The following is a 14,981-nucleotide window of genomic DNA, read 5'->3' as shown; positions in this document are numbered from 1 at the left end:
ATGCGCTCTTTTAAGCGACCGGCTTACCGGCGCGCACGAAAACTGGTTTGGTTACGCGAACCGGCATTTCACGGTTGCGGATCTGCACGATCGCTTGCTCGCCGATACCGGCCGGTACGCGGGCCAGCGCGATGCTGTAGCCCAGCGTCGGCGAGAAAGAGCCGCTGGTAATTACGCCTTCCTGCAGGTTGCCAGCGGCGTCGGTAAAGCGCACCGGCAGCTCGTTGCGCAGCACGCCCTTTTCCGTCATCACCAGACCGACCAGCTGTTCCGTGCCTTTCTCACGCTGTGCTTCCAGCGCTTCACGGCCGATAAACTCGCGCTCGACGGGCTGCCAGGCGATGGTCCAGCCCATATTGGCCGCCAGCGGCGACACGCCTTCGTCCATCTCCTGACCGTATAAATTCATGCCCGCTTCCAGCCGCAGCGTGTCGCGTGCGCCCAGACCTGCAGGTTTGACGCCGGCCGCCAGCAGCCGCTGCCAGAAATCCGCTGCCTGCTCGTTGGGCAGCGCAATTTCATAGCCAGCCTCGCCGGTATAACCGGTGGTGGCGATAAAGAGGTCGCCAGCCTGCACGCCAAAGAAAGGCTTCATGCCGGCGACAGCTTCGCGCTGCGTCTCATTCAGCAGCGTCTGCGCTTTTGCCTGCGCCTGCGGGCCCTGCACCGCTATCAGCGCCAGATCGCGGCGTTCGGTCAATGCAACGCCGAAAGGTTCCGCGTGCTGTGAAATCCAGGCGAGATCTTTTTCTCGCGTGGCGGAGTTAACCACCAGCCGGAAAAAGTCTTCGGTCATAAAGTAAACAATCAGATCGTCGATTACGCCAGCCGAGGCGTTGAGCATGGCGGTATAAAGCGCTTTGCCGGGCTGGGTGAGTTTGGCGACGTCGTTGGCCAACAGGTAGCGCAGAAATTCGCGAACGCGCGCGCCGTGCAGATCGACGATGGTCATATGCGAAACGTCGAACATGCCAGCTTCGGTGCGCACCGCATGGTGCTCGTCCATCTGCGAGCCGTAGTGCAGCGGCATCATCCAGCCGTGAAAATCCACCATGCGCGCGCCGCAGGCCTGATGCTGTTCGAACAAGGGAGTCTGTTGAGTCATACATTCCTCGGGCAAATTATTCGGCGTCGGCAGGCACTCCGGCGCAAACGATATCCTGCCCTGAAGTTACCATCGAAAAGCAGCGTTAACCATAAGCTAAAACAGGCATGATTTTTTTCGTTGTGCTTCCTGATTAAAAACGAACGCAGAGAATGTCACCACCTTCAGTCTGAATAGCGCGCAGATCCGTTATTAATTAGCCTGAATATCAGTACAAAAGCGAGGTCTTAGCGCCGAAGGAATAAAAAACTGCTTTCCGGTTAAAATCTTCGGATTAGGATAATTAATGCGAAGTGGAAGGCTAAATTAGAATATTTCAAACGAAGCACAACGCTGGGGCGGCGTGCGCCATAAAAGTGCAACGGGATAAAAACGCTTTTAAAAGTAAGGGTCAGGACAGGGCGAAAAAGACGCGGTAAAAAGATGATGGGGAGGCGAGAACGGACAGACTTTCGTCTGCTTGAATAAAGAGCGCTGCGTTCAGGTTAAATCCCCGAACGCAGCGGGCCGTCAGCGCAGCCACTCCGGCAGATCGTGCAGCCCCATCGCCTGCTTCAGCAGACGCGGCTTCACGCCGGGAAGATTGTCCGCCAGGCTCAGGCCGATATCGCGCAGCAGCTTTTTCGCGGGATTATTACCTTTAAACAGCTCGCGAAAGCCCTGCATACCTGCCAGCATCATCGCCGCGCTGTGCTTGCGGCTACGCTCGTAGCGGCGCAGATAAAGGTGCTGGCCGATATCTTTCCCTTGCTGATGCAGGCGTTTGATTTCGCCAATCAGTTCGGCGGCGTCCATAAAGCCCAGATTGACGCCCTGCCCCGCCAGCGGATGAATGGTATGCGCGGCATCGCCGACCAGCGCCAGCCGATGCGCGGCGAAATTGCGCGCGTAGCGGCCCATCAATGGGAAGGTTTTGCGTTCGCTCTCCAGCTTGCACAAGCCCAAACGCATATCGAAGGCTACCGACAGCTGCTGGTTGAAGATCTCTTCCGGCATGGACTGCAGGCGCGTCGCTTCCTGCGGCGGCAAAGACCAGACGATCGAACAGAGATGCGGATCGCCCAGCGGCAGAAACGCCAGGATACCTTCGCCATGAAACACCTGACGCGCTACGGCTTCGTGCGGCTGTTCGGTGCGAATATTGGCGACCAGCGCATGGTGATCGTAATCCCAGAACGCCAGCGGAATATCCGCCTTGTTGCGCAGCCAGGAGTTGGCGCCGTCGGCAGCGACCAGCAGTCGTGCGGTCATCATGGTGCCGTCGCTGAGGGTCACGAAAGCTTCATTGTCGCCGAAAGCGACCTGCTGCAGCCCGGCTGGCGATATCAGCGTGATATCGCGCGATGCGCTGGCTTTCCGCCACAGCGCCTGATGGATCACCGGGTTTTCAATAATATGGCCCAGATGCGGCAGACCCTGCTGGCCGTCGTCAAACTCGATACGACCAAAGCTGTCCCGATCCCAGACTTCCATACCGTGATAGGCGCTCGCGCGACTGGCCAGAATATCGTTCCAGACATCCAGATGCTGCAGCAGGCGTTCACTGGCGGCATTGATAGCGGAGACGCGCAGCGCGGGCGCGCTGTCGCCTTGCGTCGGCTGCGGAGCTTCGCGCTCCAGCACGGCGATCTTCATGCCGCTGCCCTGCAGTCCGCAGGCGACGGCCAGTCCAACCATGCCGCCGCCGGCGATAATAACATCATAGGTTTGCATCACTGCTTTCTCCTTAACGCTCGACCCAGCCCAACGTGCGCTCGGCCAGCAAATTACGCGCCAGCGGTAGCGAATCCATCACCATCAGGCCCAGATTTCGCCCCAGCACCAGCGGCGTGTAGCGGTTAGCAAACAGCCTGACCAGACTGTCGGTTATCCCGATAGTAGCGGCGGCATCCGGCTGACGGCGCTGCTGATAACGTTGCAGCACGCTATAGCTGCCGACATCCTGCTGCGCCCGCCAGGCGGCAGCGACCGTTTCTGCCAGCGACATCACGTCCCGAATGCCTAAGTTAAATCCCTGGCCCGCGATGGGATGCAGCGTTTGCGCCGCATTGCCGACCAGCGCCAGGCGATGGGAAACATGTTGCGAAGCGGACTGCAGCGCCAGGGGATAGCTGTGGCGTCGCCCGACATGGGTAAAGCGGCCGAGCCGCCAGCCGAAAGCTTTTTGCAGCTCGTCCAGAAACTGCCTGTCGTTCCAGCCATCGACCCGCGCCTGTTGCGACAGCGGATGACACCATACCAGCGAGCTGCGCCCTTGCGACATTGGCAGCAGCGCCAGCGGGCCGTGCTCGGTAAAACGTTCGAACGCCCGGCCCTGATGAGGCTGCGCCGTTGAAACATTAGCGATTACGGCGAGCTGTTGATAATCCTGAGTCCGCCACTGAACACCGCAGGAGGCGGCGACTGCGGAACGGGAACCGTCTGCGGCGACCAGCAGCTGCGCCGTCAGCGATTCGCCGTTGTCCAGCAGCACGCTAACCTGCTGCTGCGTGCGCTCGACTTTCGCTACTTTAGCCGGACAGATCACGCGCACGCCGGGCGCTTTTTGCAGCAGCTTAAACAGCCGCTGACCGATATCGTGCAGCTCCACCACATGGCCCAGCGCGGGAATCTGGTAATCCTCCGCGTCCAGCGAGACAAAGCAGGCATGACCGCGATCGCTGACGTGAACATGGGTGATCGGCGTGGCGCACTCTTTCAGCGCGGGCCAGAGATTGATGGCGGAGAGCTGCTGACTGCTGCCTTCCGCCAGCGCTATCGCCCGGCCATCATAGCCGGGATGCGTTCTTGACGCCGGCTCCTGCGCCTCGATCAGCGTGACCGCCAGCTTACCCTGCGTAAGATGGGAAACGGCCAGCGCCAGCGTCGCGCCAGCCATACCGCCGCCTGCAATAATGATACTCATGCTGTTTTAGCCGCCGCCATTAATGCTTCAATGTCATCGGGATCTTTCACCACGCTGTCGGTCAGGTTTTCGTTGCCGTCCGCGGTAATCAGAATGTCATCCTCAATGCGAATGCCGATACCGCGATACTCCGCAGGCACCTCCGCGTCCGGCGCGATATAGAGCCCCGGCTCAACCGTCAGCACCATGCCGGGTTCCAGCACGCGATCGCGCTCGTGACCGTAATGGCCAACGTCGTGCACGTCCAGGCCCAGCCAGTGGCTCAGGCCGTGCATAAAGAACTGGCGGTGAGCCTGTTCCTCAATCAGCGTATCAACATCGCCCGTCATCACGCCCAGCTTCACCAGGCCCGTGACCATGATACGCACCACTTCCTGATTAACTTCACGGATGCTGGTGCCGGGACGATACAGCGCCAGCGCGCGATGGAGCGAAGCCAGCACAATATCGTAGATGGCGCGCTGCGGCGCGGTAAATTTGCCGTTGACCGGGAAAGTGCGCGTAATATCGCCCGCGTAGCCGTTCAGTTCGCAGCCCGCGTCAATCAGCACCAGGTCGCCGTCGCGCATCCGGCTCTCGTTTTCCGTGTAGTGCAGGATACAGCCGTTCTCACCGGAGCCGACAATGGTGTTGTAGGAAGGAAAGCGCGCGCCATGACGATTGAATTCATGATGGATTTCGCCTTCCAGCTGATATTCGAACAGGCCGGGTCGACACTGGCGCATCGCCCGGGTATGCGCCAGCGCGCTGATATGGCCCGCTTCGCGCAGCACGGCGATCTCTTCCGCCGACTTAAACAGCCGCATTTCATGTACCCACGGACGCCAGTCGGTGAGCGTGGCAGGCGCCGTAAGGTTCTGGCGCGAGCCGCGACGCAGTTTGTCCAGCGCGCTGAATAACAGCGTATCCGCCTGCTCGTACAACCCCTGCGCGTGATAAACCACATCCAGGCCGTTCAGCAGCTGCGGCAGCTGTTCGCCGATGGCGTCCCAGGGCAACGCACGATCGACCGTAAGCTTTTCCGGCGCGGCGTCCTGCCCCAGCCGACGACCAAACCAGATTTCGGCGGTCAGATCGCGAACGCGGTTAAACAGCACGCTGTGGTGATGGTTTTCTGCGCTCTTGATCAGCACCAGCGCCGCTTCCGGCTCGTTAAAGCCGGTAAAATACCAGAAGTCGCTGTTCTGGCGATAAGGATACTCGCTGTCGTTGCTGCGCGTCGCTTCCGGCGCGGCGAATATCACCGCCGCGCTGGCGGGCGCCATTTTGGTCAGCAGCGCCTGGCGACGGCGCACGAACTCTTGCTGTGTCATCAGCTTCTCCTGAATGCGTTCCATGTTATGCGCGCACCTGTTCCGTCGCGACTTCGGTTCGTTCCGGCCATCGCTGGCGCGCTGCGGCATTAATGCAGCGTCGGTTTCTTTACTTCCGGCGCTGTCGGCACGATATGGGTAAAGGTATCATGACAGAGCAGAGCCGCTACGCGCACATACTCAATCACCTCTTCCAGCGACTGCTCCAGCTCTTCCTGATCTTCATCTTCATCATAGCCGAGCTGGGCGATAGTACGCAGATCGTCAATCGCTTCGCCGGTTTCGCCTTTGACCTTGTCCAGCTTCGGCTGCGCGACGCCCAGGCCCAGCAGGAAGTGATTGACCCAGCCCGCCAGCGCGTCCGCGCGGTCGAACACGGTGATATCGTCATCTTCCGGCAGATAGAGCTGGAACAGGAAACCTTCATCCTCCAGGGTATCGCCGATGCCCTGACGCAGCTGCTGCAGAGGCTGCGCCAGCGTTTGCGAGAAAGCCATTCCCTCATTGGTGAGGTCATGAACCAGCGTCTGCCAGCTACTGTCCGTGTTGCCGCCGCAGAGAATTCCGCTGATCAGACCATGCATTTCAGCCGGGGTCATTCCCACACCCTGCTGCGTCAGTGCTGAAGCCAGCGCGTCATAGCCCGGCATTGTGTTTGTTAGTGACATAGGTTTTGGTCATCGTTGGCTGGATAAGTTCGTGTTATGCTACCACCAGGTGCCTCTTTGATTCCAGAAAGGGGTTGTTTCTTCTGCCAGGGGTAGATATAGTTGCGCCCCTCCCAAGCCATTGAGCGGTAAGGGAGATTACCGGCGAAGTAATCAGTCAGGATGGTTTTATGTCTGCACAGCCCGTAGATATCCAAATTTTTGGCCGTTCCTTAAGAGTAAATTGTCCGCCTGAACAGCAAGATGCGCTGAATCTGGCCGCCGAAGACCTCAATCAACGGTTGCAGGATCTAAAAGTTCGCACTAGAGTCACCAATACCGAACAGCTGGTTTTTATCGCTGCGTTGAACATCTGTCATGAACTGGCGCAGGAAAAGATGAAAACCCGTGATTACGCCAGCAACATGGAACAGCGTATTCGCATGCTGCAGCAGACCATCGAGCAGGCGCTGCTCGAACAGGGTCGCATTACGGAAAGAACTGGAACGCAATTCGAATAACACGTTAACGTTTTCTGTGATACAGTGACGGTGATGTAAAAAATTCTCTGAGATGTTTGCAAGCGGGCCAGTCCCCTGAGCCGATATTTCATACCAAACAGAGTGTGGCGCTCTGTAACCTGTGCGCATGCTCGGTCCGTCCGAGAAGCCTGATGGTTATGACGGTACACTCACCTTGAACCAAGGGTTCAAGGGTTACAGCCTGCGGCGGCATCTCGGAGATCCCCTACTTTTTCCTGCCTTTCCTGTTTTTTCTGCGCCAGTCGCTCTGTCCTGCTGCTATTCCGCTTCCGACATGGTGAAACTGATGAACCTCAGCCTTCTCGATCGCCAGGATATTCGCACCCATGTTCGTCGTTTGCGCCGCGACTTAACGCCGGAACAGCAACGACAGGCCGCCCTACAGGTTGTTGAACGCGCCCTGAATTTTCAGCCCATCCAGCAGGCCCGCAATATCGCGCTGTTTCTGTCGTTCGACGGCGAGCTGGATACGCGTCCGCTAATAGCCAAACTGTGGCAGCGCAAGCAGCAGGTTTTCCTGCCTGTCCTGCATCCTTTTTCACCCGGCCAGCTGCTGTTCCTGCGCTACGACGCGCAAACGGTGCTGCAGCCCAATCGCCTGCGTATTCCCGAGCCGCCGCTGGATATTCGCCGTCTGGCAACGCTGGACGAGCTGGATGTTATGATGGTGCCGCTGGTGGCATTCGATAAGGATGGACAGCGTCTGGGCATGGGCGGCGGCTTTTACGATCGCACTCTGCAGAACTGGCGACAGCACAAGATATTGCCGGTAGGCCTGGCGCACGACTGTCAGCAAGTAGAGCAGTTGCCCGTAGCGGAATGGGATGTGCCGCTGCCGGCGATAGTAACGCCTTCGCGGCTCTGGCAATGGTGACGAAAGCAGAGCTATCAACATCCCGGCAATCGCTGTCAGAAAAAGGCGCTCCGTTATGCGGAGCGCCTGTCGTCCTCAGTAAAGCAGACGAGCGCGGATAGTACCGGGAATCGCCTTCATCAGCTGCAGCGCGGTATTGGCCACATCCTGCGGCGCGTCGATATCGATTACCACATAGCCCATCTTCGGCGTGGTTTGCAGATACTGCGCGGCGATGTTGATGCCCTGCTCCGCAAAGATGTTGTTGATGGCGGTCAGCACGCCGGGACGGTTTTCGTGAATATGCAGCAGGCGGCTCTGATCGCCATGCATCGGCAGCGAAACTTCCGGGAAGTTGACAGCAGAGAGCGTGGAGCCGTTGTCAGAGTACTTCGCCAGCTTGCCTGCCACCTCAATCCCGATATTTTCCTGCGCTTCCTGAGTCGAGCCACCGATATGCGGCGTCAGGATCACGTTGTCGAACTCGCACAGCGGCGAATTAAACGGATCGGCGTTGGTCGCCGGCTCTTCCGGGAAGACGTCAATCGCTGCGCCGGAGAGGTGTTTGTCCGCCAGCACTTTGCACAGCGCCGGAATATCCACCACGGTGCCGCGCGAGGCGTTGATCAGCAGCGAGCCAGGCTTCATCATCGCCAGCTCTTCCGCACCCATCATATTCTGGGTAGAAGGCGTTTCCGGTACGTGCAGGCTGACCACGTCGCTCATATTCAGCAGTTCGGAGAGGTAGCGCACCTGAGTGGCGTTGCCCAGCGGCAGCTTGCTCTCAATGTCGTAAAAGTAGACGTGCATACCCAGGCTTTCCGCCAGCACGCCCAGCTGCATGCCGATATGGCCGTAGCCGATGATGCCCAGTTTTTTACCGCGTGCCTCATAAGAGCCGACCGCCAGCTTGTTCCAGATGCCGCGGTGCGCTTTGGCGTTCGCCGCCGGCACGCCGCGCAGCATCAGCAGCAGCTCGCCGATAACCAGTTCCGCTACGGATCGGGTATTGGAGAATGGCGCATTGAAGACCGGAATACCGCGTTTTTCCGCCGCCTGCAGATCGACCTGGTTAGTGCCGATACAGAAGCAGCCTACCGCTACCAGTTTTTCCGCCGCAGCGAAAATCTCTTCAGTCAGATGGGTACGCGAGCGGATGCCGATAAAGTGCGCGTCGCGGATCGCTTCTTTCAGCGTTTCGCTGTCCAGCGCGCCCTTGTGGAATTCAATGTTGGTGTAGCCAGACGCCCGCAGGTTATCGATCGCGCTCTGGTGCACGCCTTCAACCAGCAGAAACTTAATCTTGTCTTTCTCCAGTGATACTTTTGCCATTTCCCGACCCTATTCAGCAGACTTCAGAAGTGGCTGACGTTGTCTGTAATAAGTCAGCCTTCTGCCAAAATATCAAAATTTACGCTCGCGGCAATACAAACGATTGCCCGGCCCTCAGCACAGCGGCAGAAAGCACCCGTCTAAATTGGCAGATAATCATGAGGTGGAAGGCATCATCAGCAGGATCGCGAGGCAGAGATCAATTACGTGATATAAGTCACTAAATTTCATGCGCGGAAGAAAAGATGTTTTTTTATAAAAATTAACCGACGCGGCCCGCGCGCCGGTAAGATCCTTTTTTTATGACGATAACCCGCTGTTAACTCGCACCATTTGCTGATTAGCCGCCCAACACCTTCACGCCATCGGCGGTACCGATCAGCGCTACATCGGCGCCACGCGCGGCAAATAGCCCTACCGTCACCACGCCGGGCAGCGCGTTGATCGCTTTTTCCAGCGCGACGGCGTCCAGGATCTTCAGATTATGCACGTCCAGGATGACGTTGCCGTTATCGGTCACCACGTGCTGACGATACTCCGGCTGGCCGCCCAGCTTCACCAGCTCGCGCGCCACAAAGCTGCGCGCCATCGGAATCACCTCCACCGGCAGCGGAAACCTGCCCAGCACGTCGACCTGCTTGGATTCGTCGGCGATGCAGACGAACTTTTTCGCCACCGCGGCGATGATTTTTTCGCGGGTCAGCGCCGCGCCGCCGCCCTTGATCATCTGCATCGCGCCGTTGATCTCGTCGGCGCCGTCCACGTAGATCGACAGCGCATCCACCTCATTGAGATCGAAGACCGGAATGCCCAGGCTCTTCAGCCGCAGCGTAGAGGCCTCCGAGCTGGAAACCGCGCCTTCGATCTCGTTTTTGATCGAGCCCAGCGCGTCAATAAAGTGGGCGGCGGTCGAGCCAGTGCCCACGCCAACGATAGTGCCGCGCTCAACATATTTTAACGCGGCCCAGCCGACGGCTTTTTTCAGTTCATCCTGCGTCATGGTAAATTTAGAGTCCGTGCTGCTACTGTGTGGCGACAGTATAAAACAACCCTCGCGGAAAAAACCGCCTCACGACGCCATTTGTTGTCACTCTGGAAGACACGCCGCAAAACCAGCAGGCTGCCGTTGAAGCGCAGGGCAAAATGGCAAAAATATGGCATAGTGCAGGTTCCACACCTGAAAGAGAGCTAAAACAACAATGAAACGCCCGGACTATCGAACGCTTCAGGCGCTGGATGCAGTCATTCGCGAACGCGGCTTTGAGCGCGCGGCGCAAAAACTTTGTATCACTCAGTCAGCCGTTTCCCAGCGCATCAAGCAGCTGGAGAATATGTTTGGCCAGCCGCTGCTGGTGCGCACCGTGCCGCCGCGCCCGACTGAACAGGGCCAGAAGCTGCTGGCGCTGCTGCATCAGGTGGAGCTGCTGGAAGAGGAGTGGCTGGGCGATGAGAACAGCGGCACCACGCCGCTGCTGCTGTCGCTGGCGGTCAACGCCGACAGCCTGGCGACCTGGCTGCTGCCCGCGCTGAAAACGGTGTTAAGTGATTCGCCGGTGCGCCTGAACCTGCAGGTGGAAGATGAAACCCGCACTCAGGAGCGGCTGCGCCGCGGCGAAGTGGTCGGTGCGGTCAGTATTCAGCCGCAGCCGCTGCCCAGCTGCCTGGTGGATCAGCTTGGCGCGCTGGACTACCTGTTCGTTGGCTCGAAAGAGTTCGCCGCGCGCTACTTCCCTAATGGCGTCACGCGTTCCGCGCTGCTGAAAGCGCCTGCGGTCGCCTTTGATCACCTGGATGATATGCATCAGGCGTTTTTACAGCAGAACTTCGATCTGTCGCCGGGCAGCGTGCCCTGCCATATCGTTAACTCGTCAGAGGCTTTTGTGCAGCTGGCTCGTCAGGGCACGACCTGCTGCATGATCCCACATCTGCAGATCGAGCGCGAGCTGGCAGAAGGTGAACTGATCGATTTGACGCCGGGTCTGTTTCAGCGCCGGATGCTCTACTGGCACCGCTTCGCGCCGGAAAGCCGCCTGATGCGCAAGGTCACCGACGCGCTGATCGCGCACGGCCATAGAGTGCTGCGCCAGAGCGCATAGCGGTTGCGGTTTGCCGCGACTAAAAAAGCGTGAAGGGAAAAGCGCGCGTCCGGCAAGCCGTTGCCGGACGCATGATTACCGGCGGGTTACTGCTTACGCTGCAGCTCGAACACCACATCCACCTGATCGTCAAAGTGAATGCTCTGCTGCTCGTAGGTTTGCGCCGCCGAGTTCATCGGCGCGGCGTCGGCGGTTTTAAACATCCGCGCCATCGGCATTGGCTGATAGTTGGCTACGTGATAGCGGATACTGTAAACCGGCCCTAACTGAGCGTTAAAACCTTTCGCCAGCGCGCCAGCCTGCTGGATAGCGTTTTCGATCGCGGCCTGGCGGGCCTTGTCGCGATAGCTGTCAGGATTGGCAACGCCCAGCTCCACGGAGCGGATCTCGTTCAGGCCGGATTTCAGCGCGCCGTCCAGCAGCTCGTTCAGCTTGTCCAGCTGGCGCAGCGTGACCTGTACCTGGCGCACGGCGCGATAGCCTTTCAGCTCCGATTTGCCGTCTTTCAGATAATCATATTCCGGCTGGGTGCGCAGATTGGCCGCATTGATATCTTTTTTATCGATGCCGTTTTTCTGTAGAAAATCAAAATATTGGGCAACACGGCTGTCGGCCTGCTTTTTGGCTTCCGAGGCGTCTTTTGAGGAAACGGCAACTTCAATCGCCAGCGTGGCGATATCTGGCGTCGCGTCGACGCTCGCCTGTCCGGACGTAACGACGTGTGGGCCATTCGGCAATTCATCCGCGACCGCGGCGAGAGGAGAGGTAAAAATCAGGGCGGCCAGCGCCAGTTTGGTCAGCTTCAAAGGGGATCCTCCGTGGGAGTTCGATCATAGCAGAGGAAACCGGCCTGACTACAGCGCGCCGGCTTCCGCAATATATTCCATCAGTTCGCATCTTAGTGTGATTTTGCCTGCCAGACTATGACCTTAATTCCTGGAATGAGTTCGCTGACGCTTACCAGAAATCCAGCGCCTGTAGCGCCAGCTTCAACGCAATCGCCCACATCACCAGCCCTACCAGCAGATTGATAATGCGCTGGGCTTTCGCGGTGTTAAGCCGCGGTGCCAGCCAGGCTGCGAGGATAGCCAGGCCGAAGAACCAGATTAGCGAGGCGCTGGCGGAGCCGAGCGCGAACCATTTGCGCGCCTCTGCCGGAAGCTGGCCGCCCAGGCTGCCGAGCACCACAAAAGTGTCCAGATAAACGTGCGGATTCAGCCAGGTGACGGCCAGCATGGTGGCGATAATCCGCCAGCGGCTCTGCTTCATCGCCTCTGACGAAGCCAGTTCGATATTGCCGCTGAAGGCGGTACGCAGCGCACCCCAGCTGTACCACAGCAGAAACAGCACGCCGCCCCAGGTCACCAGGTTCAGCAGCAGCGTGGAGTGGGTCAACAGCGCGCTGCCGCCAAAGACGCCGCCGCAAATCAGCAGAATATCGCTCAACGTGCAGAGCGCGGCAGTCATCAGATGATAATGGCGACGCACGCCCTGGTTCATTACAAAAGCGTTCTGCGGCCCTAACGGCAGGATTAGCGCGGCGCCCAGCGCCATGCCCTGAAAGAAAACGGCAAACATACCTCTCCCCTGAAATGGTATTGACTGGCGGCGAGTGTATAGCGCCTGTCACATTAGAGGAAACGCAATAATCTTATAGGCTATCAGCTAAGCTAATGATAAAACATTAAAAAAAAGGCGGAACCTTTGTCCGCCTTTTAAACCGGGTAGTTGCCTTATTCAGGCTTCGCTACGGGAGCCTCTGGTTTCGCCTCGCCGGATTTATCCTGATGAAGATGGACATCCATCTGTGGATACGGAATACCGATGTTGTTGGCGTCCAGCGTGCGCTTGAAGTTCTTCATCAGATCCCAGTAAACGTTTTGCAGATCGCCCGCTTTACTCCAGCAGCGCACCACATAGTTGACGGAGGAAGCCGCCAGCTCGTTCAGCCCGATCTGCACGCCCATATCCTGTAGAACGCGAGGATCGGCATCGACCACTTCACGCAGCAGTTTAAGCACCTGATCGACATCCGCATCGTAGGAGACGCCGATAATAAACTCGTTACGACGAACCGGCTCGCGCGAGAAGTTGACGATGTTGCCAGCAATAATTTTACCGTTAGGCACCACAACGGTTTTGCCATCAGCGGTTTTCAGCGTGGTAGAGAAGATTTGTACCTGCTGTACCGTGCCCATCACACCGATATCGATAAAGTCGCCGGTGCGGAACGGCCGGAAGGTAACCAGCAGCACGCCAGCCGCCAGGTTAGAGAGCGAGCCCTGCAGCGCCAGGCCCACGGCCAGACCGGCGGCACCCAGCACGGCGATAACCGAGGCCGTTTGTACACCCACGCGACCCAGCGCGGCAATCAGCGTAAAGGCGATAACGCCATAGCGCACCAGCGCAGAGAGAAAGTCCGCCACGGTGGCGTCGATATGACGGGCGCGCAGCACCTTGTTCAGCGTCCTGGCGATAATGCGCGCCACAATGGAGCCGATAATCAGGATGATAACCGCCGCGACGATATTCACCGCATAGCTCAGCAGCAGCGCCTGGTTATGCACCAGCCAGCTGCCAGCCCGGTTAACGCCGTTAACTACGTTCAGATCTTCCATTTTGCTTATCCTGTTGTTTTTCCCGAAGTGCCCCTACAGGGAAGTCAGCCCTTATCGATTGCCAGACAACACCGGCATCCCAAACCACAAGCGTAACCAAAAACGTGACCTGTGCCAAATAACCAGCGAAATTAGCGTGTTGGTTGGGGCGCTCGATAGCGCTTATAAAAAAGCGGTCACTATCCGGATGCCGCCAGTTTCTGTAATGATGATGGGTAAGCTGTCAGGGATGGCGGCAGTTGAGCGTTGCTTAAAAATGACGCTTTGTTGCCGGATTATGCAGAGAAAAATATTTCCGCCGCGTGGCGGCTGATTAAAGTGCGTAGAACCGGCTGGGTAAGTATTGCATTACTTCCTGGTAAGAAGGCGTAAAAAAGGCCCATGTTAAACATGAGCCTTTTATTACGTTGTGAACGAGCGTCGGCCGATTACAGTACGTCTACCGCGTTCAGCTCTTTGAACGCCTGCTCCAGACGGGTAATCATAGAGGTCTGAGCGGAACGCAGCCATACGCGCGGATCGTAGTATTTCTTGTTCGGCTTGTCAGCGCCTTCCGGGTTACCCAGCTGCGCCTGCAGATAGCCTTCGTTCTTTTTGTAGTACTGCAGAATACCGTCCCAGGTTGCCCACTGAGTATCGGTATCGATGTTCATTTTAATCACGCCGTAGCTGATTGACTCTTCGATCTCTGCGGCAGAAGAACCGGAACCGCCGTGGAAAACGAAGTCCAGCGCGTTGTGCGGCAGGTTATGCTTTTTAGTCACATATTCCTGAGAGTCGCGCAGGATGGTTGGGGTCAGCTTAACGTTGCCTGGCTTATACACGCCGTGAACGTTACCGAAAGAGGCCGCGATAGTGAAACGTGGGCTGATCGCGTTCAGTTTCTCGTAAGCGTAATTAACATCTTCCGGCTGGGTATAGAGTGCGGAAGCATCCATGTGGCTGTTGTCCACGCCGTCTTCTTCGCCGCCGGTGCAGCCCAGCTCGATTTCCAGCGTCATGTCGATTTTCGCCATGCGCGCCAGATATTTGCTGCTGATTTCGATGTTTTCTTCCAGCGATTCTTCAGACAGGTCGATCATATGGGAAGAGAACAGTGGCTTACCGGTTTTCGCGAAGTGGGCTTCGCCCGCTTCCAGCAGGCCGTCGATCCACGGCAGCAGTTTTTTCGCGCAGTGGTCGGTGTGCAGGATAACCGGCACGCCATAATGTTCCGCCATCTGATGCACGTGATGCGCACCGGAAATCGCGCCCAGGATGGCTGCAGCCTGTGGCTTATCGGATTTCAGGCCTTTACCGGCGATAAAGGCTGCGCCGCCGTTGGAAAACTGGATGATAACCGGCGCTTTTACTTTAGCGGCTGTTTCCAGAACAGCGTTGATAGAGTCGGTGCCGACACAGTTAACCGCAGGCAGGGCGAATTTGTTCTCTTTTGCGACTTTGAAGATTTTCTGTACGTCATCACCGGTGACAACGCCTGGTTTTACGAAATCAAAAATTTTAGACATGTCTTTTGTCCTGTTTCGTCGGCAGTGGTAAAAGATTTTGCGCCTTATCGGGCAAATCATTC

At 57.6% G+C, this 14,981-nt stretch carries 14 protein-coding genes and 1 other RNA gene; 4 read left to right on the top strand and 11 right to left on the bottom strand.

Features of this window, described 5'->3' with window-relative positions; all coding sequences use genetic code 11:
* Positions 1-10: 10 nt before the first annotated feature.
* The 5 genes from gcvT to MKZ79_RS10420 form a co-directional block, all read right to left on the bottom strand.
* Entirely contained in the window at positions 11-1,105 is a 1,095-nt protein-coding gene (gene gcvT / locus MKZ79_RS10440; RefSeq protein WP_336141821.1) for a glycine cleavage system aminomethyltransferase GcvT, read from the bottom strand.
* Positions 1,106-1,615: 510 nt separating this feature from the next.
* Positions 1,616-2,818, bottom strand: coding sequence for an FAD-dependent 2-octaprenylphenol hydroxylase (gene ubiI / locus MKZ79_RS10435; RefSeq protein ID WP_336142187.1), 1,203 nt, complete (start codon positions 2,816-2,818; stop codon positions 1,616-1,618).
* A gap of 13 nt (positions 2,819-2,831) precedes the next feature.
* Positions 2,832-4,010: a 2-octaprenyl-6-methoxyphenyl hydroxylase gene (ubiH, locus tag MKZ79_RS10430; protein WP_336141820.1), complete on the bottom strand. Its 1,179-nt coding sequence runs from the start codon at positions 4,008-4,010 to the stop codon at positions 2,832-2,834.
* Positions 4,007-5,323, bottom strand: a complete 1,317-nt coding sequence (pepP, locus tag MKZ79_RS10425; protein WP_336141819.1) for a Xaa-Pro aminopeptidase — start codon at positions 5,321-5,323, stop codon at positions 4,007-4,009. The genes ubiH and pepP overlap by 4 nt, the downstream gene beginning before the upstream one ends.
* 89 nt (positions 5,324-5,412) lie before the next feature.
* The gene (locus tag MKZ79_RS10420) at positions 5,413-5,991 is read right to left on the bottom strand and encodes a YecA/YgfB family protein (RefSeq protein WP_336141816.1); all 579 of its coding nucleotides are present in this window, start codon (positions 5,989-5,991) and stop codon (positions 5,413-5,415) included.
* 170 nt (positions 5,992-6,161) lie between these two features.
* On the opposite strand from MKZ79_RS10420, the gene zapA reads away from it, so the two are divergent.
* From zapA to MKZ79_RS10405, 3 genes are all read left to right on the top strand, one after another.
* The gene (gene zapA, locus MKZ79_RS10415; protein ID WP_125287340.1) at positions 6,162-6,491 is read left to right on the top strand and encodes a cell division protein ZapA; all 330 of its coding nucleotides are present in this window, start codon (positions 6,162-6,164) and stop codon (positions 6,489-6,491) included.
* Positions 6,492-6,532: 41 nt separating this feature from the next.
* Positions 6,533-6,717, top strand: a non-coding RNA gene (gene ssrS / locus MKZ79_RS10410) — 6S RNA.
* A gap of 81 nt (positions 6,718-6,798) precedes the next feature.
* Positions 6,799-7,386: a 5-formyltetrahydrofolate cyclo-ligase gene (locus MKZ79_RS10405; RefSeq protein ID WP_336141814.1), complete on the top strand. Its 588-nt coding sequence runs from the start codon at positions 6,799-6,801 to the stop codon at positions 7,384-7,386.
* Positions 7,387-7,461: 75 nt separating this feature from the next.
* On the opposite strand, the gene serA is transcribed toward MKZ79_RS10405, so the two are convergent.
* Both serA and rpiA read right to left on the bottom strand, forming a co-directional pair.
* Positions 7,462-8,697, bottom strand: coding sequence for a phosphoglycerate dehydrogenase (gene serA / locus MKZ79_RS10400; protein ID WP_336141811.1), 1,236 nt, complete (start codon positions 8,695-8,697; stop codon positions 7,462-7,464).
* A gap of 340 nt (positions 8,698-9,037) precedes the next feature.
* Positions 9,038-9,697, bottom strand: a complete 660-nt coding sequence (rpiA, locus tag MKZ79_RS10395; RefSeq protein ID WP_336141809.1) for a ribose-5-phosphate isomerase RpiA — start codon at positions 9,695-9,697, stop codon at positions 9,038-9,040.
* A 199-nt stretch (positions 9,698-9,896) separates the two neighbouring features.
* Between rpiA and MKZ79_RS10390 the strand changes: the two genes are divergently transcribed.
* The gene (locus MKZ79_RS10390; RefSeq protein WP_336141807.1) at positions 9,897-10,793 is read left to right on the top strand and encodes a LysR family transcriptional regulator ArgP; all 897 of its coding nucleotides are present in this window, start codon (positions 9,897-9,899) and stop codon (positions 10,791-10,793) included.
* An 86-nt stretch (positions 10,794-10,879) separates the two neighbouring features.
* Here MKZ79_RS10390 and MKZ79_RS10385 read toward each other — a convergent pair whose 3' ends face one another.
* The 4 genes from MKZ79_RS10385 to fbaA all read right to left on the bottom strand — a co-directional run bounded on the left by MKZ79_RS10385 (position 10,880) and on the right by fbaA (position 14,919).
* Positions 10,880-11,599, bottom strand: a complete 720-nt coding sequence (locus tag MKZ79_RS10385; RefSeq protein WP_336141805.1) for an oxidative stress defense protein — start codon at positions 11,597-11,599, stop codon at positions 10,880-10,882.
* Positions 11,600-11,750: 151 nt separating this feature from the next.
* The gene (gene argO / locus MKZ79_RS10380) at positions 11,751-12,371 is read right to left on the bottom strand and encodes an arginine exporter ArgO (RefSeq protein WP_336141804.1); all 621 of its coding nucleotides are present in this window, start codon (positions 12,369-12,371) and stop codon (positions 11,751-11,753) included.
* A gap of 155 nt (positions 12,372-12,526) precedes the next feature.
* Positions 12,527-13,411 carry a small-conductance mechanosensitive channel MscS gene (gene mscS / locus MKZ79_RS10375; RefSeq protein ID WP_336141803.1) on the bottom strand — a complete coding sequence of 295 codons (885 nt, stop codon included), beginning with the start codon at positions 13,409-13,411 and terminating at the stop codon, positions 12,527-12,529.
* A 428-nt stretch (positions 13,412-13,839) separates the two neighbouring features.
* Complete coding sequence (gene fbaA, locus MKZ79_RS10370) at positions 13,840-14,919, bottom strand: class II fructose-bisphosphate aldolase (RefSeq protein WP_336141800.1); 1,080 nt, start codon at positions 14,917-14,919, stop codon at positions 13,840-13,842.
* Positions 14,920-14,981: the final 62 nt, after the last annotated feature.

Origin of the sequence: Erwinia sp. CGal63 (genome assembly GCF_037026505.1) — a bacterium.
Lineage (GTDB): Bacteria > Pseudomonadota > Gammaproteobacteria > Enterobacterales > Enterobacteriaceae > Erwinia.
Note: the sequence above shows the minus strand (reverse complement) of the source record. Positions and strands in the feature narration are given on the sequence as shown.

What these genes read in the sequence shown, in the direction of transcription:
- MKZ79_RS10420 (WP_336141816.1), bottom strand. Translation starts at nt 5,991, where the DNA reads ATGTCACTAACAAACACAATGCCGGGCTATGACGCGCTGGCTTCAGCA.
- fbaA (WP_336141800.1), bottom strand. Translation starts at nt 14,919, where the DNA reads ATGTCTAAAATTTTTGATTTCGTAAAACCAGGCGTTGTCACCGGTGAT.
- argO (WP_336141804.1), bottom strand. Translation starts at nt 12,371, where the DNA reads ATGTTTGCCGTTTTCTTTCAGGGCATGGCGCTGGGCGCCGCGCTAATC.
- ubiH (WP_336141820.1), bottom strand. Translation starts at nt 4,010, where the DNA reads ATGAGTATCATTATTGCAGGCGGCGGTATGGCTGGCGCGACGCTGGCG.
- gcvT (WP_336141821.1), bottom strand. Translation starts at nt 1,105, where the DNA reads ATGACTCAACAGACTCCCTTGTTCGAACAGCATCAGGCCTGCGGCGCG.
- zapA (WP_125287340.1), top strand. Translation starts at nt 6,162, where the DNA reads ATGTCTGCACAGCCCGTAGATATCCAAATTTTTGGCCGTTCCTTAAGA.
- mscS (WP_336141803.1), bottom strand. Translation starts at nt 13,411, where the DNA reads ATGGAAGATCTGAACGTAGTTAACGGCGTTAACCGGGCTGGCAGCTGG.
- pepP (WP_336141819.1), bottom strand. Translation starts at nt 5,323, where the DNA reads ATGACACAGCAAGAGTTCGTGCGCCGTCGCCAGGCGCTGCTGACCAAA.
- rpiA (WP_336141809.1), bottom strand. Translation starts at nt 9,697, where the DNA reads ATGACGCAGGATGAACTGAAAAAAGCCGTCGGCTGGGCCGCGTTAAAA.
- ubiI (WP_336142187.1), bottom strand. Translation starts at nt 2,818, where the DNA reads ATGCAAACCTATGATGTTATTATCGCCGGCGGCGGCATGGTTGGACTG.
- MKZ79_RS10390 (WP_336141807.1), top strand. Translation starts at nt 9,897, where the DNA reads ATGAAACGCCCGGACTATCGAACGCTTCAGGCGCTGGATGCAGTCATT.
- serA (WP_336141811.1), bottom strand. Translation starts at nt 8,697, where the DNA reads ATGGCAAAAGTATCACTGGAGAAAGACAAGATTAAGTTTCTGCTGGTT.
- MKZ79_RS10405 (WP_336141814.1), top strand. Translation starts at nt 6,799, where the DNA reads ATGAACCTCAGCCTTCTCGATCGCCAGGATATTCGCACCCATGTTCGT.